The 22,369-nt window shown below is 64.7% G+C and carries 18 protein-coding genes; 9 read left to right on the top strand and 9 right to left on the bottom strand.

The window, feature by feature from the left end:
• Window positions 1-10: 10 nt before the first annotated feature.
• From sufC to ACVWYQ_RS03405, 4 genes are all read right to left on the bottom strand, one after another.
• The gene (sufC, locus tag ACVWYQ_RS03420) at window positions 11-763 is read right to left on the bottom strand and encodes a Fe-S cluster assembly ATPase SufC (protein WP_157285890.1); all 753 of its coding nucleotides are present in this window, start codon (window positions 761-763) and stop codon (window positions 11-13) included.
• Between the two features lie 132 nt (window positions 764-895).
• Window positions 896-2,392, bottom strand: a complete 1,497-nt coding sequence (gene sufB / locus ACVWYQ_RS03415) for a Fe-S cluster assembly protein SufB (RefSeq protein ID WP_275499138.1) — start codon at window positions 2,390-2,392, stop codon at window positions 896-898.
• A gap of 113 nt (window positions 2,393-2,505) precedes the next feature.
• Window positions 2,506-3,645: a cysteine desulfurase family protein gene (locus tag ACVWYQ_RS03410; RefSeq protein ID WP_404541320.1), complete on the bottom strand. Its 1,140-nt coding sequence runs from the start codon at window positions 3,643-3,645 to the stop codon at window positions 2,506-2,508.
• 52 nt (window positions 3,646-3,697) lie between these two features.
• A complete protein-coding gene (locus ACVWYQ_RS03405) occupies window positions 3,698-4,891 on the bottom strand; it encodes an acyltransferase family protein (protein ID WP_404541322.1) in 1,194 nt (397 codons plus the stop codon).
• Between the two features lie 192 nt (window positions 4,892-5,083).
• On the opposite strand from ACVWYQ_RS03405, the gene ACVWYQ_RS03400 reads away from it, so the two are divergent.
• From ACVWYQ_RS03400 to ACVWYQ_RS03390, 3 genes are all read left to right on the top strand, one after another.
• Entirely contained in the window at window positions 5,084-5,923 is an 840-nt protein-coding gene (locus ACVWYQ_RS03400) for a LytTR family DNA-binding domain-containing protein (protein WP_456725421.1), read from the top strand.
• Window positions 5,924-6,270: 347 nt separating this feature from the next.
• Window positions 6,271-6,918, top strand: coding sequence for an alpha/beta hydrolase (locus ACVWYQ_RS03395; protein WP_025036034.1), 648 nt, complete (start codon window positions 6,271-6,273; stop codon window positions 6,916-6,918).
• A 64-nt stretch (window positions 6,919-6,982) separates the two neighbouring features.
• Window positions 6,983-7,273, top strand: coding sequence for a DUF1330 domain-containing protein (locus tag ACVWYQ_RS03390; RefSeq protein WP_404541325.1), 291 nt, complete (start codon window positions 6,983-6,985; stop codon window positions 7,271-7,273).
• A gap of 13 nt (window positions 7,274-7,286) precedes the next feature.
• Here ACVWYQ_RS03390 and ACVWYQ_RS03385 read toward each other — a convergent pair whose 3' ends face one another.
• From ACVWYQ_RS03385 to ACVWYQ_RS03375, 3 genes are all read right to left on the bottom strand, one after another.
• Window positions 7,287-7,610, bottom strand: a complete 324-nt coding sequence (locus ACVWYQ_RS03385; RefSeq protein WP_275499148.1) for a DMT family transporter — start codon at window positions 7,608-7,610, stop codon at window positions 7,287-7,289.
• A gap of 10 nt (window positions 7,611-7,620) precedes the next feature.
• Entirely contained in the window at window positions 7,621-8,316 is a 696-nt protein-coding gene (locus ACVWYQ_RS03380) for a glutathione S-transferase family protein (protein ID WP_404541327.1), read from the bottom strand.
• Window positions 8,317-8,427: 111 nt separating this feature from the next.
• Window positions 8,428-9,531: an anhydro-N-acetylmuramic acid kinase gene (locus ACVWYQ_RS03375; RefSeq protein WP_404541329.1), complete on the bottom strand. Its 1,104-nt coding sequence runs from the start codon at window positions 9,529-9,531 to the stop codon at window positions 8,428-8,430.
• Window positions 9,532-9,697: 166 nt separating this feature from the next.
• Between ACVWYQ_RS03375 and tyrS the strand changes: the two genes are divergently transcribed.
• The 4 genes from tyrS to ACVWYQ_RS03355 all read left to right on the top strand — a co-directional run bounded on the left by tyrS (window position 9,698) and on the right by ACVWYQ_RS03355 (window position 15,023).
• Complete coding sequence (gene tyrS, locus ACVWYQ_RS03370) at window positions 9,698-10,960, top strand: tyrosine--tRNA ligase (protein WP_404541331.1); 1,263 nt, start codon at window positions 9,698-9,700, stop codon at window positions 10,958-10,960.
• Window positions 10,961-11,016: 56 nt separating this feature from the next.
• Window positions 11,017-12,300: an MFS transporter gene (locus ACVWYQ_RS03365; RefSeq protein WP_404546221.1), complete on the top strand. Its 1,284-nt coding sequence runs from the start codon at window positions 11,017-11,019 to the stop codon at window positions 12,298-12,300.
• A gap of 230 nt (window positions 12,301-12,530) precedes the next feature.
• Complete coding sequence (locus ACVWYQ_RS03360) at window positions 12,531-12,941, top strand: DoxX family protein (RefSeq protein ID WP_271546697.1); 411 nt, start codon at window positions 12,531-12,533, stop codon at window positions 12,939-12,941.
• A gap of 387 nt (window positions 12,942-13,328) precedes the next feature.
• A complete protein-coding gene (locus ACVWYQ_RS03355) occupies window positions 13,329-15,023 on the top strand; it encodes a methyl-accepting chemotaxis protein (protein WP_404541333.1) in 1,695 nt (564 codons plus the stop codon).
• A 172-nt stretch (window positions 15,024-15,195) separates the two neighbouring features.
• Here ACVWYQ_RS03355 and ACVWYQ_RS03350 read toward each other — a convergent pair whose 3' ends face one another.
• Window positions 15,196-19,002 (bottom strand): YhdP family protein, encoded by a 3,807-nt coding sequence (locus ACVWYQ_RS03350; protein ID WP_271546701.1) that lies wholly within the window; start codon window positions 19,000-19,002, stop codon window positions 15,196-15,198.
• Between the two features lie 195 nt (window positions 19,003-19,197).
• On the opposite strand from ACVWYQ_RS03350, the gene ACVWYQ_RS03345 reads away from it, so the two are divergent.
• Window positions 19,198-19,911 carry a peroxiredoxin gene (locus ACVWYQ_RS03345; RefSeq protein WP_404541335.1) on the top strand — a complete coding sequence of 238 codons (714 nt, stop codon included), beginning with the start codon at window positions 19,198-19,200 and terminating at the stop codon, window positions 19,909-19,911.
• A 111-nt stretch (window positions 19,912-20,022) separates the two neighbouring features.
• On the top strand, window positions 20,023-21,378 hold the full coding sequence (locus tag ACVWYQ_RS03340; RefSeq protein WP_404541337.1) for a M23 family metallopeptidase: 1,356 nt from the start codon (window positions 20,023-20,025) through the stop codon (window positions 21,376-21,378).
• Here the strand turns inward: ACVWYQ_RS03340 and ACVWYQ_RS03335 are convergent.
• On the bottom strand, window positions 21,365-22,348 hold the full coding sequence (locus ACVWYQ_RS03335) for a DMT family transporter (RefSeq protein ID WP_456725420.1): 984 nt from the start codon (window positions 22,346-22,348) through the stop codon (window positions 21,365-21,367). The genes ACVWYQ_RS03340 and ACVWYQ_RS03335 overlap by 14 nt on opposite strands.
• Window positions 22,349-22,369: the final 21 nt, after the last annotated feature.

Genomic DNA, 22,369 nt, shown 5'->3' with positions numbered 1-22,369 from the left:
TAAGAATTCCTTACGCGGCATCCTCGAACTGGGCATAGCCGGAGGCTTCCAGCTCCAGCGCCAGTTCCTTGCCGCCGCTCTTCACGACGCGGCCCCTGGACATCACGTGCACGAAATCGGGCACGATGTAGTTCAGCAGCCGCTGATAGTGGGTGATGACGACCATCGCGCGCCCCGGCGAGCGCAGTGCGTTGACGCCGTCGGCCGCGATGCGCAGCGCGTCGATGTCGAGGCCGGAATCCATCTCGTCGAGGATGCACAGGCTCGGCTCGAACAGCGCCATCTGCAGCACCTCGTTGCGCTTCTTCTCGCCGCCGGAGAAGCCGACATTGACGCCGCGCTTGAGCATGTCCTGCGGGATGTTCAGCGACTTCGAGACTTCGCGGACCTTCTTGAGGAAATCAGGCACCATCAGCTCGCTCTCGCCGCGCGCCTTGCGCTGCGCATTGAGAGCGGTGCGCAGGAAATTCATGGTGGTGACGCCGGGAATCTCGACCGGATACTGGAACGCCAGGAACACGCCCTTGGCGGCGCGCTCGTCGGGATCCATCTCCAGCAGGTCCTCGCCCCTGAACAGGATCTGGCCGTCGGTGACCTCGTAGCCGGGCTTGCCGGCGATGACATGCGAGAGCGTCGACTTGCCGGAGCCGTTCGGCCCCATGATCGCGTGCACCTCGCCCTCGTTCACGGTCAGCGTCAGCCCGTGGAGGATCTCACGCTCCTCGACACGAACCTTGAGGTCTTTCACTTCAAGCAAAGCCATAATGTTTTTCCATCTATCCCCTCATCCTGAGGAGCGCCGCAGGCGCTTCTCGAAGGATTGAGGCCACCAATCTTTCCGGTATCCATCCTTCGAGACGGCCGCGTGCGCGGCCTCCTCAGGATGAGGTCCGAGCTAGCCGACCGATCCTTCCAGCGAGATCGAGATCAGCTTCTGCGCTTCCACCGCGAATTCCATCGGCAGCTGCTGCAGCACGTCCTTGACGAAGCCGTTGACGACGAGGCCGACCGCTTCTTCCTGGCTGAGCCCGCGCTGGATGCAGTAGAACAGCACGTCCTCGGAGATCTTCGAGGTCGTCGCCTCGTGCTCGAACGTCGCGGACGAGTTCTTCGCCTCGATGTACGGCACGGTGTGCGCGCCGCATTTGTCGCCGATCAGCAGCGAGTCGCAGGCGGTAAAGTTGCGCGCGCCCGTCGCCTTGCGATGCGCGGTGACGAGACCGCGATAGGTGTTCTGCGACTTGCCGGCGGCGATGCCCTTGGAGATGATCCGGCTCGACGTGTTCTTGCCGAGATGGATCATCTTGGTGCCGCTATCAACCTGCTGGAAGCCGTTCGAGATCGCGATCGAATAGAACTCGCCGCGCGAATTGTCGCCGCGCAGAATGCAGCTCGGATACTTCCAGGTGATCGCAGATCCCGTCTCGACCTGGGTCCAGGAAATCTTCGAGTTGGCGCCCCGGCAGTCGCCACGCTTGGTGACGAAATTGTAGATGCCGCCCTTCCCTTCGGAATTGCCGGGATACCAGTTCTGCACCGTCGAATATTTGATCTCGGCGTCGTCGAGGGCGACGAGCTCGACCACGGCGGCATGCAGCTGGTTTTCGTCGCGCTGCGGCGCGGTGCAGCCTTCGAGATAGGAAACGTAGGAGCCCTTGTCGGCGATGATCAGCGTGCGCTCGAACTGGCCGGTGTTGCGCTCGTTGATGCGGAAATAGGTCGACAGCTCCATCGGGCAGCGCACGCCCGGCGGCACGTAGACGAACGAGCCGTCGGAGAACACCGCCGAGTTCAGCGTGGCATAGAAATTGTCCGAGGTCGGAACCACCGAGCCCAGATATTTCTGCACCAATTCAGGATGCTCGCGGATGGCTTCCGAGATCGGCATGAAGATCACGCCGGCCTTCTTCAGCTCGGCCTTGAACGTGGTCGCAACCGAGACCGAATCGAACACGGCATCGACCGCGATCTTGCGGCGGGCGGGATCCTCTTCGCCGGGCTTCGGCTCGACGCCTTCGAGCATCGCGACTTCCCGCAAGGGAATGCCGAGCTTCTCGTAGGTCTTCAGGATCTCCGGATCGATCTCATCCAGTGACGAGACCGTCTTCTTCGGCTTCGGCGCCGCATAATAATAGAGGTCCTGGAAGTCGATCTTGGGATAGTCGACGCGGGCCCAAGTCGGCTCCTGCATGGTCAGCCAGCGCCGATAGGCCTCCAGCCGCCACTGCAGCATCCAGGCGGGCTCGTTCTTCTTCTCGGAGATGAACTTGACGGTCTCTTCCGACAAACCCTTGGGGGCCTTGTCGGACTCGATCAGGGTCTCAAACCCATAACGATATTGGTCGACGTCGATGCGCTTCACGCGCTCGACCGTCTCTTGTACGGCTGGCATTCCATCCTCCGCTCGCGGTTTCAAGGACCGCGGTGGATCAAACTCGGACGAGTATTACGATATTTCTCTGCGGAAAGCACGGGCTTAGAACCGTTCAAGCCGTGTTTCATCGCTCAACCCTTAAGTAGGGTATTACCAAGCTTTCGCCAAGCCTCTAACGCCCTATTGATGTCATCCGGTTCCGTGGACCAGCCCAGACTGAGACGCACCGCTCCCTGGGCCACCGCGGGATCATAGCCCATCGCCGACAGGACGTGAGAAGGCTGGACCTTTCCCGAGGAACAGGCGGAGCCGGAAGAGACCGCGATGCCCTCCAGATCGAAGCCGATCACGGCGGTTTCGGCCTTCAAACCCGGCGCCGTGAAAAGCACGGTATTCGGCAACCGTGCCACGTCTTTCGCAAAGACAGTCGTCCTGGGAATATCACGAAGGCCATTTTCCATGCGATCTCTGAGACTTGCCATACGCTTCACATCCTCCGGCAGAGCCTGAAGCGCAGCCTTCACCGCCGCGCCAAAGGCGGCGATCCCGACAATGTTCTCGGTTCCAGCCCGGCGGCTCTGCTCTTGCCCCCCGCCCCGCAGCACCGGCTCCAGCCCGCCTATCCCCTCAGTCATCGCCAGGGCGCCGACCCCCTTGGGCCCGCCGATCTTGTGCGCAGAAAAGGTCGCAAGGTCTGCGCCTACCGAATTGATATCGAACGGGATTTTGCCCATCGCCTGGATCGCGTCGACATGCAGCAGGCCGCCGGCCTCGTGGACGATGGTTGCAGCCTCCGTGACGGGCTGAAGGGCGCCGGTCTCGTTGTTGGCGGCCATGATCGAGACCAAGGCCGGCGGGCCGCCCTTCAGCAGCGCCTTCAGATGATCGAGGTCGACCACGCCGGAGCGCGTGACCTGGATCAGGCCGATCTTGTCCGCCGGGAACCGGCCGCCTGATAGCACCGAGGCGTGCTCGACCGCCGAGACCAACAGCCGCTCGACAGGTCCTCCGGACGGGCCCCGCAAACCCGGCGAGAGCGCCAGCGCATTGGCCTCGGTTCCAGCGGAGGTGAAGACGACGTTGCGCGGCTGCGCCCCGACCGCGGCCGCAACCCTCGCGCGGGCTTCTTCGACCAAACGCCGCGCCTCCCGCCCCTCGGCATGGACCGAGGATGGATTGCCGACCAGGTCGAAGGCCGCGACCATCGCCGCCCGCGCCTCGGGGCGCAGCGGCGTGGTCGCATTCCAGTCGAGATAGACACGGTTCGGCATCTGGCCCTCTTAGCACCTTTTGTCGTCCGGCCAATCGGAGGGCGCGCGCTCGTCAGGCCGGTTGATGCTGCTCCATCCTTGCAACGCTTCGCGGCACCGCCTGCAATCCGAACAGCGGCCGCAGCCAGGCAACGCGCCGGACGATCTCATAGGTCGCCACACATGTGAGCGCGGTTCCGGCGATGACAATGGACGCTTCGATCCCAGCCGACAGACCGCTGTCATGCAATTGATGCGCGATCACGATGATCGCGGTCTGATGCACGATGTAGTACGGGAAGATCGCGTCGGTCAGATAGCGCCGTGCCGGGCTGTCGGCTGTGAAGGTGCGCCGCGCAAAGCCCAGCACAACGGCGATCGCGAGCCATTGATAACAGCCATAGGCCGAGGCGGCGAACCACTTCAGCATGGGCGACGGCGCAAACAGGCCGGCGCGTACCAGGATGAAACCAGCGAAGCAGGCGGCGGCCGCCAGCAGGGCCGCCCAGCGCAGGCGTTCGAGTTCGCGCCAGATCCCGTCCTGCTTGGCCAGCAGGAAACCGATCAGGAAGGCCGTGGCGTGGTCCGCGTGGTTGTACCAATCGTCGAACAGCGCGTGTGTCGACGGGAAAGCCGGGAACAGCACCAGGCGCCAGGCCGCATACAGCAGGCAGGGCGCGATCAGGAGCCATGGGCCGGTGAGCGCACGAGCCAACTTTCGGCCAAGCCAGTCAGCGCCGGCCGGCCATAACGCGAGCACGCCGATCAACGCCATGGTGTAGACCCACAGATAGACCACGAACCAGAGATGGTTCCAGGTCGGCAACACGATGCACGGCTTCGGACAGAATTGCGCGCCGAAGGCAAAGTAGTGCCTGGCGTAGAAATCGAAGAAGCCCGCGGGGTAGCCGAGGCTTTCGACGATCTGGAGATAGGCCTGCGGCGGCACGATCACGAGCATGCCGAAGATCAGCGGGATCAGGAGCCGTGCCGACCGCGCGCCGGCGAGCGAGGCGAGGCTCCACTTCCCGAGCATGAAGCGGGTGGCAACCCCTGACACCAGGAACAGCAGCGACAGCCGCCATGGGTTGAGGAAGAGCATCACGGGTTCCAGCCACGTCAGCCGGTGCGCGCTCTTGATGTGAAATCCCCAGGACACGTAGAGCATGCCGACGTGGTAGAAGATGAGCAGCGCGAAGGCTAAAATCCGCACCCAATCCAGGTCGATACGCCTTTCAGAGCTTTGGGATTGCTGTGGTGTTGTCATGGTTTTCTGCTCCTTGACGGGACGACAAACGCGGTTTTGGGGCCAGGGCTGACATCGAAAATGGCTGACACCGAAAATGCTCCGCCTGCGGCGCGCGTCGAGCCGGTTTGGGATCAGAATCGGACAGGAGGGGATGAGCCGCCGGCGGCTGGGACGAGTCGCGGGTCTTTCGGGATCAGCGGCGGCGACCGGATGATGTTCGCAGCGATCGCGGCCGTCGCGCTCGTGATCGGAGTAGTCAATGCGTTTTCGTTCGCCCAGGACGCGGCCTGGCGCGGCGACAGCTACGACATCGGCCGGCGGCTGTTCTGGGAGATGTCGAGCATCGCCGTCATCCTGCTGTTGCTGCCGATCCTGGTCTTGGCGGTCCGCCGCATGCGCCGGACACCCGGCCTCGCCGCCCAGGCGGCCATCGGGGCGATCGCCCTGCTCGGCTTCTCCACCCTTCACATCACCGGCATGGTCTGGGTGCGGAAGCTCGCGCTCTGGCTCGCCGGCGGCGCCTACGATTTCCGTTTTTCGCTCGCGACGGTCCTATACGAATTCCGCAAAGACGCCGTGGCCTTTGTCCTGATCGCCGCCACGATCTGGCTGCTCGAAAGCCGGCGTGAGCTGAAGAGCGCGGCAGTCGCACCGTCGGCGCCGCCCACCCCGCCGCAGCCATCGTCCCCCGATCTGATCTGGCTGCGCGACGGCACCAGCCGCATTCGCGTGGTGCCGCGCGATATCCTCTGGGTCGCGTCAGCCGGCAATTACATCGAATACAGCCTCGCCGACGGCACCCAGCACCTCATACGGGGCACGCTGGCGGCGGCGGAAAGCGAGCTGGCGCGCTTTTCCATCGTTCGTGTCCACCGGACCAAGCTCGCCAATCTCGACCGGGTGCGCGGCGTAGAGCTCAAGCCATCAGGGGATTTCGAGCTCGCCTTCGACAATGGCCAGACGCTCGGCGGCAGCCGGCGCTACCGGCCGGCGGTCGCCTCGCTCGGAAGCGGAACCGCGCCGGCGGGAATCGCCCCAGGCGCCCCCTAAACAATCGTGATTTCAATGAGTTGGATAGCGCCCTTCGGCAGGACGGCCGGCTCTTGCCGTGCTTCGGTTGATTCAGGCGGGTCCAGGTCGCGGCAGGCACCCAGAGATGACATTGGAATGACTGGCTAAGCTCTTGAGCTGATTGAGAGATGTCGAAGAAGCTTGCTTTTTGACCCTGGCCTTGTGTTAGAAGCGCGCGTCAGTTCACCTGCGCGCCACTCGCGCATCATCCGAGGGCGCGCCTCTCCACCCTTCATCCGTGCTCTCGTCGGCGGCAACGCTGCGAGAGCCACAATCGGACGATTGCGCAGGGATCACCTCCAAGGGACTTAAATCAGAGATCATCGATGCCTGAAGTCATTTTCACCGGCCCTGCCGGCCGCCTCGAAGGCCGCTATCACCCGGCCAAGCAGAAGAACGCGCCGATTGCGATGATCCTGCATCCGCATCCGCAGTTCCACGGCACGATGAACCATCAGATCGTGTACCAGTGCTACTACGCCTTCGCCCATCGCGGCTTCTCGGTGCTGCGCTTCAACTTTCGCGGCGTCGGCCGCAGCCAAGGCTCGTTCGACCACGGCACCGGCGAATTGTCCGATGCGGCCGCCGCGCTCGACTGGGCGCAGACCATCAATCCCGAGGCGCGCGCCTGCTGGGTAGCCGGCTTCTCCTTCGGCGCCTGGATCGGCATGCAGCTCTTGATGCGCCGCCCCGAGGTCGAGGGCTTCATCTCGATCGCGCCGCCGGCCAACCTCTACGACTTCTCGTTCCTCGCGCCCTGCCCGTCCTCAGGCCTGATCGTGCATGGCGAGAAGGATGCGGTGGTGCCGCCCAAGGACGTTAACACGCTGGTCGAGAAGCTGAAGACGCAGAAGGGCATCGTGATCGATCAGCAGATCATCCCCGGCGCCAACCACTTCTTCGATTCCAAGCTCGAGCCGCTGATGGAAACCATCACGGCGTATCTGGACATGCGGCTCGCCAACGTGCGGTAATATCTTCCGACGTGGATGGGTTCGCGGCATGGCTGCGGACCCATCACGCTGGAGATTGCGAGCGATGAAGGCGTATCTGGTTCTTGATCTCTCGGTGAACGACTACGCCGGATTCAAGACTTACATCGCTGAAGTTTCGGCGTTCATCGCCAAGCACGCAGGGCGATACCTCGTCCGCGGCGTCGAGCCGACAACGATTGAGGGCGACTGGGCGCCCGAACGTCTCGTCATCATCGAATTTGCGGACCGCGAGAAGGCTCAGGCCTTCTTGGATGATCCTGACATTCAACCCCTGTTCAAACTGCGTCAGGCGACGACGACCAGCAGGCTGCTGCTCGCGGATGGGTGCATCTGATCGCAGCAACTGACTACGCCAGCTTGAGCGCGACGATCCCCATCAAGACGAGCGCGATGCCGGCAAGCTTCATCGCGCTCAAGGTCTCACCGAACAGCACCACGCCCATCAGGAAGGTGCCGGCCGCGCCAATGCCGGTCCACACCGAATAGGCGACGCCGACCTCGAGCACCTTCAAGGCGCGCCCGAGCAGGAACACGAAGGCGGCGAGCAGCACGAGCGAAACGATGCTCCATCCTGCGCGCGTGTAGCCTTCCGCGTATTTCATCGAGATCGCCCAGCCGACATCGAGCGCGCCGGCGATCACCAGCATCAGCCAAGCCATCGACGGTGACATCGGCGTGGCCTCAGGCCGCCAGCTTCAACAGATGGGCGTCGTGCTGCACGAGGAAGGCCCGCAGCAATTGCGGATAGTCCGTGCCCACTGCCGTGCGCACGCTCTGCCGTTTGGCGAGTTCGGCGCGCCAGGCACGGACCTTCGGCACGTCACGGAAGATGCCGTGCTCGGTCAGCTCGTCGAACAGGTCGAAATAGCGGAAGACAGGTGCGAACACCGCATCGACCAGACTGAACGCCTCGCCGGCGAAGTACGGGCCCGCGCCGAGCGCGGCCTCGACCCGCGCGAACTTTGCGACGAGCGCCTGGCGCTTGCTCTCGAAGATCGCCGGATCGGTCGTGGTTTCCAAGCCCCAGAGGTCGCCGAGGATCGCCGAGCCGAACTCCATCCAGGCGCGGTGCTCGGCCCGCTTCAGCGCGTCGACCGGATGCAGCTTCGCGGCGCCTTGGGTTTCTTCGATGTATTCGCAAATCACGTTGCTCTCGAACAGCGCGACCTCGCCCTGCTCCGTCGTCACCACCAGCACCGGCACCTTGCCGAGCGGCGAGAGCTTCAAGAACCAGTCGGGCTTGTTGCCGAGATCGATGTCGATCCGCTCGAACGGCACGCCCTTCTCCTTCAGCGCGATCACCGCGCGCTGCACGTAGGGACAAAGCTTGTGGCTGATCAGTTTCAGTGAAGCGGGCGTATTAAGCGAAGATGTCATGGCAACGATCCGGCTGTTAGATGCAATTGCATCCAATATAGATGCATCTGCATTAACTCGTCAAGATCAATGCATTCGCATCAACCGAGCGTGATCCTCAGGCAGTCATCTTCAGGGCCTGGCGATCACCCCGCCGGTCATCGGCATCGGCACGCCGGTGGTCGCCGGATAGGACAGCGGCAGGCCTTTCATGCCGCGGACGGCGAGAAAGCCGAAGGCCTGCGCCTCGATCGCGTCCGAGGCCCAGCCGAGCGTTTCGGCCGCCTCGACGGTGGCCGAGCCCACCCGCTCCCGCAGCATCCGCAGCATGGTGAGGTTGCGGGCACCGCCGCCGCAGACGATCCAGCTCCGCGGCCGCCGCGGCAACAGCGGAATGATTCGGGCGATCGCGGCGGCGGTGAAGGCGGTCAGCGTCGCCGCGCCGTCGGCAGGCAGCACGTCGCCAAGCCGCAGGGCCGCGAAATCGTTGCGGTCGAGCGATTTCGGCGGCGGGCTTGCGAAGAAGGGCAGCTCCAGCGCCCGCGCAATCCAGGCATCATCCACCTTGCCGAGCGCAGCGAATTTGCCTTCGGCATCGAATGCCTGGTTCATGGTGCGGTACATGAAATCGTCCAGCAACGCGTTGCCGGGGCCGGTGTCGCAGGCGATCAACGCATCGTTGCCGTCGATATAGGTGATGTTGGAGACGCCGCCGATATTGACCACGACGATGGGCCCTTCGCGCTCCAGCGAATGGGCGAGCGCGCGGTGATAGACCGGCACGAGCGGGGCGCCCTGCCCGCCGGCCTCGACATCGGCGGCGCGGAAGTCGTGCATCACGGGTATATGGATGGCCCTTGCCAGCGCCGGCCCATCGCCGATCTGCACCGTCAGCCGTCTTTCGGGCCGGTGCAGCACGGTCTGGCCGTGGAAGCCGACAATGTCGACGTCCTCCGCCCTCATCCGGTTCTGGGCGAGGAAGGCGGCGACCGCCTCGGCATGGGCCTGCGTCACTGCGCGCTCGGCATCGCCCAGAATGCCCGGGCGGGCGTCGCGTTGCTGCAGATGCACGGCTTCGCTCAAGGCCTGGCGCAGCAGGTTGCGCTCGGCCGGGCCGTAGGGCCGGTAACTGGATGGCCCGAACGCCTTCACCTGCTTTCCGTCGGTCTCGATCAGCGCGACATCCACCCCGTCCAGCGAGGTGCCGCTCATCAAACCGAGTGCTGTCAACATCATGGACCAGCATCCTCAAGAGACCCGCGCTGGCATGCCGATCTTGTGCCAGAGGGGCACATCTTATAATGCCAACGCGCCAAGTGGCGGGCGGCCAACCGGGTTCCCGCGGAAGACCCTTAAATTGCCCCCAAAACGGTAAACCAAGAATTGTCAGGCACGCCGACAGATGACTGCATTTAAATCGGATTTCCTCAACACCCTGCAGGAACGTGGATTCATCCATCAGTGCTCCGATTTCGAGGGGCTGGACGCGCTCGCCGCCAAGGGCGAGGCCACCACCTATGTCGGCTACGATTGCACCGCCCGTTCGCTGCACATCGGCAACTACCTGACCATGATGATGCTGCATTGGCTGCAGCAGTCCGGCAACAAGCCGATCACACTGATGGGCGGCGGCACCACCATGGTGGGCGATCCCTCCGGCAAGGATGAGACGCGCGCGATGCGCACCATCGCCGAGATCGAGGCCAACAAGGAATCGATCCGCGGCGTGTTCGCGAAGGTGCTGCGCTACGGCGAGGGCAAGAGCGACGCGGTCATGCTCGACAATGCGGAATGGCTGACCAAGCTGAACTGGATCGAGATGCTGCGCGACGTCGGCCGGCACTTCTCGGTCAACCGCATGCTGACCATGGATTCCGTGCGGCTGCGCCTCGAGCGCGAGCAGGAGATGAGCTTCATCGAGTTCAATTACATGGTCTGCCAGGCCTACGACTTCGTCGAGCTGGCCAAGCGCACCGGCTGCCGCCTCCAGATGGGCGGCTCGGACCAGTGGGGCAACATCATCATGGGCGTCGATCTCGGCCGCCGCATGGGCACCCACCAGCTGTTCGCGCTGACGACGCCGCTGCTGACGACCGCCTCGGGCGCCAAGATGGGCAAGACCGCGCAAGGCGCGGTGTGGCTCAACGCCGACCAGTTCAGCCCCTACGACTTCTGGCAATACTGGCGCAACACCGAGGACGCCGACGTCGGCAAGTTCCTGAAACTGTTCACGACGCTGCCGATGGCCGAGATCAGGAAGCTCGAGGCGCTCGGCGGCTCGGAGATCAACGAGGCCAAGAAGGTGCTCGCAACCGAAGCGACCGCGCTGCTGCACGGCCGCGACGCCGCAAACGAAGCCGCGGAGACCGCGCGCCGCACCTTCGAGGAAAGGGCAACCGCGGAGACTTTGCCTACGGTCCTAATACCCGAACACGAGCAGAAGTACCTGTTTGGTGAGGGGCTATCGGTTCTCATTGCGGTTCAACTCACCAAACTGGTTCGATCGAACGGCGAAGCTCGCCGCCTGATCGATTCCCGCGGCGTGAAAATCAATGACGAGACGGTCGATAGCATCATGAAAATGCTCACTTCGGCGGACCTCAAGGACGGGGCTATCAAAGTCTCACTAGGCAAAAAGAAGCACGTGCTACTCAAGCCTGCATAGGCGTATGAGCTTTTCACTGCTTGTCAGGGCGCACGGATGCGCGCTCCCTGACGGCAATGGACCAGAACACGCCCAGGGAAACGAAAGCGGGAACGACAGCGGAAACGAGCAAGGAACGGATCGGTAGCACCGGGCGGGACGCGGTGCGCACCGCACTCGTCGTGCTCGGCCTCTGCTTCACGCTGGCTGTTCTTGGTCGGGGCTTGAGCGAGAGCTTCACGGTCTTCCTCAAGCCGATCTCAGAAAGCCTGGGCTGGGACCGCGCCCAGGCCGTCTCGATCTACTCCCTCACCTGGCTCGTCAGCGGGCTGACCGCACCCTTGGTCGGGCGCCTGTTCGATCATTCCGGGCCACGGCTCGTCTATGCGGTCGGCTTGCTCCTGCTCGGTTCGGCCTTTCTGATCGCGAGCCATGCGCAAGCGCTCTGGCAATTCCAGCTTTCGATCGGCATCTGCGTCGGCATCGGCGTTGGCTTCATCGGCAATGTGCCCAATTCGATCCTGCTCGGCCGCTGGTTCGGACCACGCCTGCCGACCGCCATGGCGGTGGTCTATTCGGCGATGGGCGGCGGCGTGCTGGCCTTGCTGCCGGCCTCGCAGCTCCTGATCGATCATCTCGGCTGGCGCGAGACCTATCAGCTGTTCGGCCTCGCCGCGCTCGCCCTGCTGGTGCCGCTGCTGCTGCTGCCCTGGCGCATGTTCGCGGCCGGCTCGCCGCACATCGCCAAGAAGAGCGATCCTGACTTCGTCGACAGCGGCTGGACGCTCGCGAGCGCGATGCGCCACCACGCATTCTGGGCGCTGTTCTCGACCTTCTTCTTCACCGCGGTCGGCATGTATGCGATCGCGGCGCAGATCGTGGCCTATCTGATCGACGCCGGCTTTCCGCCGCTCCAGGCTGCGACCGCCTGGGGCTTCTCCGGAATCGTGCTGGTATTCGGCATGCTCGGCGTCTCCGCGCTCGACGGACTGATCGGACGCCGGCCGTCGGTGCTGCTCAGCTACGCGATCTCGATTCTCGGCATCGTTCTGCTCTGGCTGCTGCAGTACTATCCCAACGTCATTCTGCTCACCGGCTTCGTCATCTGCTTCGGCAGCATGATGGGCTCCCGCGGGCCGCTGATCAGCGCCACCGCGATGAAGATCTTTCGCGGAGAACGCGTCGGCACCATCTTCGGCACGATCTCGATCGGCAGCGGCCTCGGCTCGGCCTTCGGCTCATGGAGCGGCGGCTTGATCCACGATGTCACACACGGCTACGATCTCCTGCTCGCCTTCGCACTTGCGAGCGTGATCCTCGGAATGATTCCGTTCCTGGTCGTCCCTGCTTTGCGGGAGTAGGTCTCCCCGACGTAACCTGCACACCCTGGTTTCACCGGAATCCTACGGACGAGCGCGAGGCGAACATGCGCCAAAAGGAGGGTCGCGTGCCGCTGGCGGCGGGCCTTGCGGTGTTTTGTCCGACATGACGAAAATGTCAGTGCTGAATTGATCCGGGGTGGCTTGCGAGGCGGAAGCGAATGCGGTCCAAGTCGCAGCATTGGGTCCAGCATTGGATGGAGGGCAAACCAATGGACTTTCCTTATCTCACTCGCTTTCAACCGGTTCTCCTGAGCCTGTTTCGCTTCATCACCGGCCTGTTGCTGTTCCAGTACGGCGTCGCCAAGCTGTTCAAGTTTCCGGCTGTTCCGATGTTCGCCAAGGTCGAGCTGATGTCGCTTTACGGCGCGGCCGGCGCGCTCGAACTGGTGCTCGGCGGGCTGCTCATGATCGGCCTGTTCTCGCGACTGTCGGCCTTCATCCTGTCCGGTGAAATGGCGTTCGCCTATTTCATGGGCCACATGTTCAGGGGCGAGACGCCGGTGTTCCTGCCGCTGCTGAACAACGGCACCCTGGCGATCCTGTTTTGCTTCGCCTGCCTGTATCTCTCGGCGGCGGGCGGAGGCCCGGTCAGCGTCGACGCAGCGATGGGCAAGAAATAGCCGCGGGACCGGCCGCGCATCCGCGCCCGCTGAAGCACATCTCATCCGCTAAGCACGACGACGGCACCGGCAGATCTCCGGTGCCGTCTCAGCGCGTCCCCAGCACGTTCCAGATCAGAACGAGGGCGGCGACGAGCAGCAGAGACATGATGATGCGATGAACGAATCGATTCATTGCAGGTCCGTCCAGACGGTCTAGCTGCCAAAACCCAAGACCGATTCCCTTCTCCCGGAAGGACTGGAGCCCATCGGCAAGGCGATTGGCCTGCACGATTGCGCACGCGCCTGCGCCGTCCTCGCAGCAGGCCGCCGCATGCCTCCATTCATGATTGGTAAGAACTTCATGCTACCGGTGCGAGCAATAACAACCATTCCGTAGGGGCTGTGATGAAACTGCTGAGTCATCTGAAGATCCGTACCAAGCTTGCCAGCATGGTCTGCCTTGCGGCTCTCACGGTCACAGCCATCATCGGCGTATCGGCCGTGCTCAGCAAGAGCCGGATGATGGAAGACCGCGTCCAGCAGATGCGGACCGCCGTCGAGCTCCTCTACAACTACGCCCAAGCGCTCCAGGACGAAGTGACTGCCGGCAAGCTGACGGTGGCCGAGGCCAAGAGCCTGTTCCACCAGCGCGGCCGCCGCATGAACTTCAACGGCAACCAGGGCTATCCGGTGGTTTACAATCCGGACGGCTCCCTGGTCGTGAACGGCGCCAATCAGCAGCTCGAAGGCAAGATCACCGGCACCAAGGATTCCAACGGCGTGCTGATCGCCGACGCCATCATCAAGGCCGGCAGCGAGACTGCGCAGGGCGGCGTCACCTCCTATCTCTATCCCCGTCCCGGCCAGACCGAGCCGGTCCGCAAGACCGTGTTCGCGCGCAAGTTCGCGCCCTGGAACGTGATCATCAGCTACGGCCTATATGTCGACGACATCGACGCCGACGTGCGCGCCCTGACGCTGGAGCTTGGCGCCATCGGCATCGGCCTGATGCTGCTGATGGCGGCGCTGTCCTGGCTGATCGCGCGCGACGTGCTCGGCGCGCTCGACCGTCAGAAGAGCCGCATGCAGGCGATTTCCGAAGGCGCCATCGACAAGCCGGTCGAGGAGACCGACCGCGGCGATGAGATCGGCCGCATGGCCGAGACGCTCGAAATCCTCAGGCAGACCGCGCTCACGGCCCGCACGCTGGAGGCCGAGCAGGTCGCGGCCAAGGCCCGCAGCGAGCAGGAGAAGCGCGAGGCCCTGATCGCCCTTGCCGACCGCTTCGATGCCTCCGTCGGCCAGCTCGTCGGCCTGATGGCTTCCGGCTCCGGTGAATTGGAGACCACGGCCAAGTCGATGTCGTCGACCGCCGAAGGCACCAATCGCCGCGCCGCATTGGTCGGCTCGGCCGCCAATGAGGCCAGCCAGCGTGTCCAGACCGTCGCCTCCGCCGCCGAGGAGCTCTCCTCCTCCATCACCGAGATCAGCCGCCAGGTCGCCCAATCCGCCGAGGTCACGGGACGTGCGGTGGACAGCGCCCGCCGCACCGACACCATCGTCCGCGCACTCTCGGACGGCGCCCAGCAGATCGAGCATGTCGCCGAGCTGATCTCCAACATCGCGGCGCAGACCAACCTGCTCGCGCTCAACGCCACCATCGAGGCTGCGCGCGCCGGCGAAGCCGGCCGCGGCTTTGCCGTGGTCGCCTCCGAGGTGAAGTCGCTGGCGAGCCAGACCGCGGAAGCCACCCGCGAGATCGGCGACAAGATCGCCCAGATTCAGGGCGCCACCAAGGAAGCTGTCGATGCGATCGGCGGCATCACCGCCACCATCGAGGAGGTCAGCCGCATCGCCACCTCGATCGGCGCGGCCATCGAGGAGCAAGGCGCCGCCACCGCCGAGATCGCCCGCAGCGTCTCGCAGACCGCGGAGGCGACCAAGGAGGTCACCACCAATATCGGCGGCGTCTCCACCGCAGCCAACGAGACCGGCAACGCTGCCGGCATGGTGCTCGCGGCAGCCAGCAACCTCTCCAAGCAGGCCGAGCAGCTCTCCGGCGAGGTCGGCACGTTCCTGAAGGGCGTGCGCGCAGCGTAGCCTTCAGGCCCGAATATCTCCACTTGCGTCATGGCCGGGCTTGTCCCGGCCATCCACGTTTTTGGCTCCCCGCACGAAGAGCGTGGATGCCCGGCTTTCGCCGCGCCGAAGCGGCTTCGGCCGCGCAGGCGGGACAAGCCCGGCCATGACGTCGGAGAGAAGCAGATCGCCGCTACCGCCGCGCGAGGGTGCAACCGCTCGACAGCTGGCGCGTCGATCCGGTCGAGCCGTCGTTCGAATGCGAGGGGAATTCCTCGAACGGCGAGTTCTGCTTGCCGGTGTTGAACTCGAAGATCTTGCGGAACAGGCCCGGCGCCATCGCCGAGATCGGATTGACGCGCATCACGGGCGCGGCTGGCGTGCCGACGACCTCGTAGGTCACGCCGATCAGCCCCTCATTGTTGCCGCCACCGAGGAAGATGCCGAACAGCGGGATCTGGCCGAAGATGTTGTTGACGCCGTACATCGGCACGAAGGTGCCGCTCATGCAGACCTGGTTGCCGGGATAGTCGATCGAGCCCTCGATGGTGGCGCCGATCATCGGCCCCTTGACCACGCCATCGCGGATCGTGAGTGCGCCGTTTTGCCGGGTGAACTCGGCGCGCAGCGCGCTGAAGGAGACACCGTTGCCGGTGCCGTTGGGCGCGCCGGCAGCCACGCGCTCGAGCTGCGCCTCGCCCTTCACGGTGAAGTCGCGCACGTTGATCAGGCCTTCACGCGCGGTGTTCGGCTCGGAGGCCGGCGGCTCCATCGCCACCACCATCTGGCCGCCGACCGCCTTGGTGTAGGTGTCGGTGAAGCGCAGCAGCGCGCCGGCATCATTGGTCTGCAGGTAGATCACCTCGCGGCTGCCCTGGGCGCGGCCACCGCGCAGATCTGCCGCGACAGGCGTGTCGCGGCCGATCTTGCCGCTCAGCGTCAACGCCTTGATGGCACCGTTGCGCTTCGACATCTTGGCGTCGAGGCTGCGCATGGCTTCGCCGTTGAAGCCGGCGACCGCACCGAGCTTCACATCGATGTCGAAATCGACGTTCTTCAGCTTGTTCTTGTCGTCCTTGGAATTGCCCGAGATCGCCGACTTCAGGAAGCCGCGGCCGTCGAACACGTCGCCACGCATGGTGCCGCGCAGCACACCGTCCTGGCTGCGCTCCACCCTGAGCGAGGCCTTGTCGCCGTCGGACGGCGCGTAGGTCGGGAAGTTCGCGTTCACGAGATCGCTGTTCGCGTCGAGCTCGAGCGAGCCCTTGATCGAGGCGCCGCCGCCTTCGATGACGATGTCCTCGAAACGCGTCGATTGCGCCGTCGGCACCACCTTGAAGCTGGCCTTGCCGGACTTGCCCGGCAGCTTGACCCAGCCAGGCAGGATGTTGTCGAGCCTGACCGAGGTCAGATCGGCCTCGACGCCGAGCTTCGTCGTCTGATCCGCGCCGCTCGCGATCTTGCCCGACAGCTTGATCGGCAACGATCCGATGACGGCGGGGCTGAGATCGAAGCCGAGCCGCGCGCGGCTGGCATCGTCCAGCGTCGCCTGCAGCCTGACATCCGCGTCGCCCTCGGCCGGCTTGCGATAATCGAGCGAGGCCGCCTGGCCGTTGATCTTGACGTCGCCCTTGACCTGATAGCCCTGGTTGTTGGCTGATATCTTGAGGTTGTTGGCTTCCAGCTTCTGGTTCATCACCAGCTTGTCGGCGGCAAAGCCGTTGAGATCGGCGGTGACGGCGTAGGTGGTGTCGGCCTTGGTCAGCTCGCCCTTGACCGGCATGCCAAGCTGAATGTTCGCCGAGAACGTTCCCTTGCTGGTGTTGGGATCGACGACGGTCGCCGACAGGTCGCTCAGCCGATCATTGGCGAGCATTTCAGCGGCCGCGGGCACCGGCCCCTCCACACGGAACCTGCTCCGCGACGGCGACGGCTTGGGCGCCATGTCCGGCACCTCGAAGACGAAGTCGGAGATAGTGACCTTGCGGCCCGCGGGGGTATCGGCAATGCCCTGCCCGATGTTGACAGTCGCGGTACGACCGGTCACGCGCGCCTTCAGATCGGCATCGCGCACCACCGGCATGCCGTCCACGGGCCGGACCGCAACGCCGCTCGCCACGATGTTGACCGACAGGCCGTCGTCCGGAATGGGCGGACCCTTGCGCGGCAGGTTCCTGGTCGGCGAGTTGACGCCGATCTCGATGCGCTGGAGCGTGCCGCGCTCGATCCGCTCGATCACCCATTCACGCAATTCGGGGACGATCAGCGTCGGCCACATCCGCTTCAAGGCCGAGGCCGACATCGGCGTGCCCGCAAAACCGAGGGTGAGCCGCGGCTCGCCCGAATAGTCGATGGCGCCGGTGCCGGCGACGCCGATCTCGCCGTTGGAGACGTCGGCCTGTGTCAGCAGGATGCGCTTGTGGTCGGTGTCGAAGCGGAAGCCGATCGCGATGCGGTTGAAGACGAGCGGCGGCTCGTTGTCGATGCCGCCGAGCAGGATCGAACCGCCGCTGAAGCCGAGCTGCCAGTCGTTGATGTTGCCGTTGGGTGGCTCGACATGGGCCAGCAGCGTCAGGCGGTTCGCGCCGGAGAGAACCTTGAACGGCGCGACCAGCACCCGCCGGTTCGCATCCCACTCGACGTTGATCTCGGCCGAGTCGATTGCCATCGGGTAGTCGGGCGTGTCGGTATCGATGATGTTGCCGGCGCCGACCGCGATCTTGCCGCGGAAGAAGGTCGGCACGCCGTCGCGGCCGAGCTCGCCCTTGAGCTCGCCCGTCAGCGGCAGGTCGGCAGTGTAGGTGAGGTCCTTCACCCGCAGCGCCAGCAGGATGTTGGAGGTCGAGACCTTGTCGGCCTTGATGTCGACCGAGCGCACGCCGTTCTCGGCCGGGCCGATCGTGGCGCGCAGCATCCACGGGCGCGCGCCCTGCTCGCCGAGGCTGAGCGCGACGCCGCCGCGGCTCGGCCGGCGCAGGCTGAGCGTGATGTTCTCGAACGACCATTTGCTGCCGCGCTGCTGATCGTCGACGATCAGGACGCCGTTCTTCAGACCGATCTCGTTGAGGTTCTGACCGTCGAGGCCCGTCATGCTCAGGCTGTCGAGCCAGTCGAGGCCCTGAAGGATGCCGCTCTGCGCGGTCGCCTGCGGTGCAGCCTGCGATGCGTCCGGGCTCGCAGGCGCGGTCGCGAATGGCGGCGGGGGGACACCGCTGCGTGGGAATGTCGGCGGCAGGCCCGCGTCCTTCTTGGACGCGACACCGGTCGCCAGCGGCTTTGCGGTGTCGCCGGCCGACACGGTGACGGTGCCGTCGGGCGCAATGCGGATGGCGAGCTCGGCATCGACCAGGTTGAGACTCTCGGCACGCAGGTGCCCCATCAGGAGGGCCGCACCCGACAGCCTCACCTCGGCCTTCGGCGCGCTGGCGACGACGGCGTGATCGCGGTCGCGAACGATGATGTCTCGGATGCGGACGGCGACGCGGACCCGGCCCGCCCGCTCGATCTGAGTGCCGCCGACCTCAACGGTGTTGCCGTGGCCGATATTGTCCTCGATCGCGGCTGCGAGCCACGGGGTTGCGATGTCCAGACTGATGGGACCGGCACCGAGCCGCCACCACAGCGCACCGAAACAGCCGATGAAAATGACGATGACGGTGGCGACGGCCACCGCAAGGCGCTTCAGCCAGCGTCCCCCACCCGTCCAGCGGCGCAGCGCGCCAAATCCACCACCGAAGCGAAGAAAGCCCGAGCCGGAACGCGCCAGCAACCGGCGTGCGCGATTGCGTGCAGCCGCTTCCTGATCCGGATCCCAGTCGGCGTCGTCCCACTCCTGCGGCTCGAATTGGCCGCCGCGCCGATCAAAATCCCGGTTGTAGTCCTGGGGCGACGTATTCCTTGCCATTGCCTCTCGATACAGGCGCCCGTCATAGGATTGAGCGCCGCCGGGACCGCAGCCGTTCGCGGGAAGTGACGCTCCCTGCGCCGGCACTGCCGCCATACCTCGAATATTCCTGCTGTTCGTCATTTCGCCCCGGGAGCGCGTTCAACGAGCAGTGGGGTGGTGCGTGGAATTCCTTGTAACCATACTCCGGCGTCGCCAGACTTGCCCAGCCGAGGGCACGATTCCGGCTCGCCGGACAAGAGCTGCAATACCGCTTCGGTTGACCTGTCGAAAGCGTCGAAAGGAAGGCGTATGTCCAAGAAATCCCGAAAGAAATCGTCCAAAACGCCCTCCGGCAGTCCGACCGCTACAACGAAGTCCGCAAAAACGCGGGCATCGACTCAAACAAGATCCGCGAAAACGCAGCGGACACCGGCACGCAAATCAGCTGCGACCATAGCAAAAGCAGGATCACATAAGGCCCCATCGAAACAGTTAAAATCCTCCAAATCCGCCTCCTCTCCGGCTGCGGTCAAGTCGGGCTTGAAGTCCGGCTTGAAGTCCGGCTTGGCCGAGGGCCAAAAGGCCCCGGCCTTCCGCCTGCCGCGCGATGGCGGCGACGTGGTCACGCTGGCCGACTATGCCGGCCGAAAGCTCGTCCTGTTCTTCTACCCCCGCGCAGACACCCCCGGCTGCACGCGGGAGGCGATCGACTTCACGCGCCTCGCGGGCGCCTTCGCTGCCGCCGGCACCGCCGTGCTCGGCATCTCCGCCGATCCGTTAAAGGCCCAGGAGAAGTTCCGCGACAAGCACAAGCTCGGCGTGCCCCTCATCTCGGACGAGACGCATGAGATGCTGGAGGCGTATGGGGCCTGGGGCGAAAAGTCCATGTATGGCAAGAGCTTCCTTGGGATTCTTCGCACCACGATCCTGGTTGGGACCGACGGTAAGATAGCGCGGATCTGGCGCAATGTCCGGGTCGATGGCCATGCCGACGAAGTGCTGGAGGCGGCAAGGAGCCTTTAACCAATCCTTTAAATTCGCGCGTTCCCATTTGCGGAAAATTAACCATGCGCGGCCCAGATTGCGGCGGCAATTGAGCCGCAAGGAACCCATCCGACCGGCGCGGGAGTGCCGATGTCGAAAAGTTCTGCCCAATACTCGCAGTACCCCCAACATCATCCTCACGACCACGGACGGGCTTTCCGGCGCCCCCTGGGTGCCCCGGCGGCGGTGACCGCGATTCCCCTGCCCGCCACCGACGATGCCTACACCATCGTGCATGCCGGCAAGCAGGTCCGCTTCGGGCCCGTGGTGTTCTGGATCGTGGTCGGCACCGTCGTGCTGCTCGGACTGTGGTCGGCCGCCACCGCCACCTATTTCGCGTTCCGTGACGACGTCCTGACCCGGCTGATCGCCCGCCAGGCCGAGATGCAATACGCCTATGAGGACCGCATCGCCGAGCTGCGCGCCAAGATCGATCGCACCACCAGCCGTCAATTGCTCGACCAGGAACAGTTCGACCAGAAGCTCGACCAGATCATGAAGCGCCAGACGGCGCTGGAGTCCCGGGCCACGGCGCTTGGCGCCATGCCCGACGTGACCGGCTCGATTCCCCGCACCGCCCCGCAGCGGAGCGATGCAAGCCCGACCACGCCAAAACCGTCGCCGATCAGCGACACCGTGATCTTCGTGGCGCCGCCGGATCGCGAAGCGCGCCTCGAATCGCGCGCGCCGAACGTATTGGCGGCGCCGACCAGACAGTTCGCCAAGAACCAGGGGTTCGACAACGTGCTGGTACGGCTCACGGCCTCGCTTGATCAGGTTGAGCGTCGCCAGATGGCGGCGCTCAACGCGGCCGAGGAAAGCATGGATTCGCGCATGCGCCGGATGCGCAGCGTGGTCAGCGATCTCGGCCTGAACCTTGCCCATCTCGAAGCCGCGGTGCCGCGCAGCGCGATGGGCGGACCGTTCGTCCCCGTCAAGCTGACGGCGAATGCCGGACCGTTCGAGAAGCAGCTTCACCGCATCCACACCACGCGCGCCGAGATGGACCGTCTCAACCGCACGCTGGCGCTGGTGCCGTATCGCAAGCCCGTCATCGGCGAGGTCGAGTTCACGTCCGGCTTCGGTGTGCGCAGCGATCCTTTCCTGGGTCGGCCCGCGATGCACACCGGCCTCGATTTCCGCGCCGCCAGCGGTGATCCCGTCCGCGTCACCGCCTACGGCAAGGTGGTTTCCGCCGGCTGGTCCGGCGGCTACGGCCGCATGGTCGAGGTCGACCACGGCAACGGGCTTTCGACCCGCTACGGCCATCTCTCCGAGATCAACGTCAGGGTCGGCGAAGTCGTGAAGATCGGCCAGGTCATCGGCCTCGTCGGCTCGACCGGTCGCTCCACCGGTCCGCACCTGCACTATGAGACCCGCATCGAAGGCGAAGCGGTGGATCCGCAGAAGTTCTTGCGCGCCGGCGTACGGCTCAGCGCGGGTTAGGCCCGCCCCTTTCAGTTTCGCAGCGCCGGGTTTCCCGAAAGCCAGAGGAGCGACCGGCGGCCGAGAGCCTGCGCAGTGAGCCGAGTGCACGCCCGTCGATCACCAGCAGCGCGCTGCCGATGACGATTGCGCCCGCGATCTCGCGCGCGGAGATCGGCTCATCCAGCAGCAGCCATCCCAACAGGATGGCGGTTACGGGAATGAGCAGCGTCACCAGCATCACGTTGCTCGCACCCGAGCGCCGCACGATCTGAAAGAAGACGATGTAGGCGAGCGCCGTCGAAAGCGCGGCGAGGCCGAGCACGGCGAGCCAGGTCGTGAGGCGCGGCATCGGTAGCTGCCAAGGCCGCTCCACCACGCCAGCGACGACCGCCATCATGACGGTCGATGCCATCAGTTGGAACGTGGCGGTCCCGAGCGGCACTGCGTCCTTCGGCAAGCGCCGCGCCGCCAGCGCCGCAAAGCCGTAGCTCAGTGCGCCGCCGAGGCAGAGCAGGATGCCGAGCCCCTGCCCCGGCCTCGTCTCAAAACCCCATCCGCGCAGAAGGATCACGCCGGCAAGGCCGAGCGCCACCCCGGCCGTGCGGCGAACCTGGAAGCCCTCCTGGCCCGCCGCAATCATCACCACCACCGTGAACATCGGCGTGGTCGCGTTCAGAATCGAGGCCAGCCCACTCGGAATGAAAGTCTGGCCGATCGCGATGAGCGAGAACGGGATGACGTTGTTGAGCAGCCCGATCGCGATGAACGGCGCCCAGCCCGCCGCGCCCTTGGGGAAGCCGATCCCCTGCATGCGGAGCAACAGAACGAGAATGGCCGCGCCAAGCGCGACACGCAGGAACACCAGCGTTAGCGGCGGCAATTCCCGCAGAGCCGCGCCGTTGAAGAAGAACGAGCCGCCCCAGAGGATCGAGAGCACCGCGAGGAGCGACCAGTCGCGCGCGTCGATCCTGTGGTCGCTTGGGGGCATGAGGTCTTACATCCCTTGGCC

The sequence above is a fragment of the Bradyrhizobium sp. USDA 3397 genome, assembly GCF_054060965.1.
The sequence above is the reverse complement of the archived record's forward strand: the minus strand, read 5'-3'. Positions and strand labels throughout refer to the sequence as shown.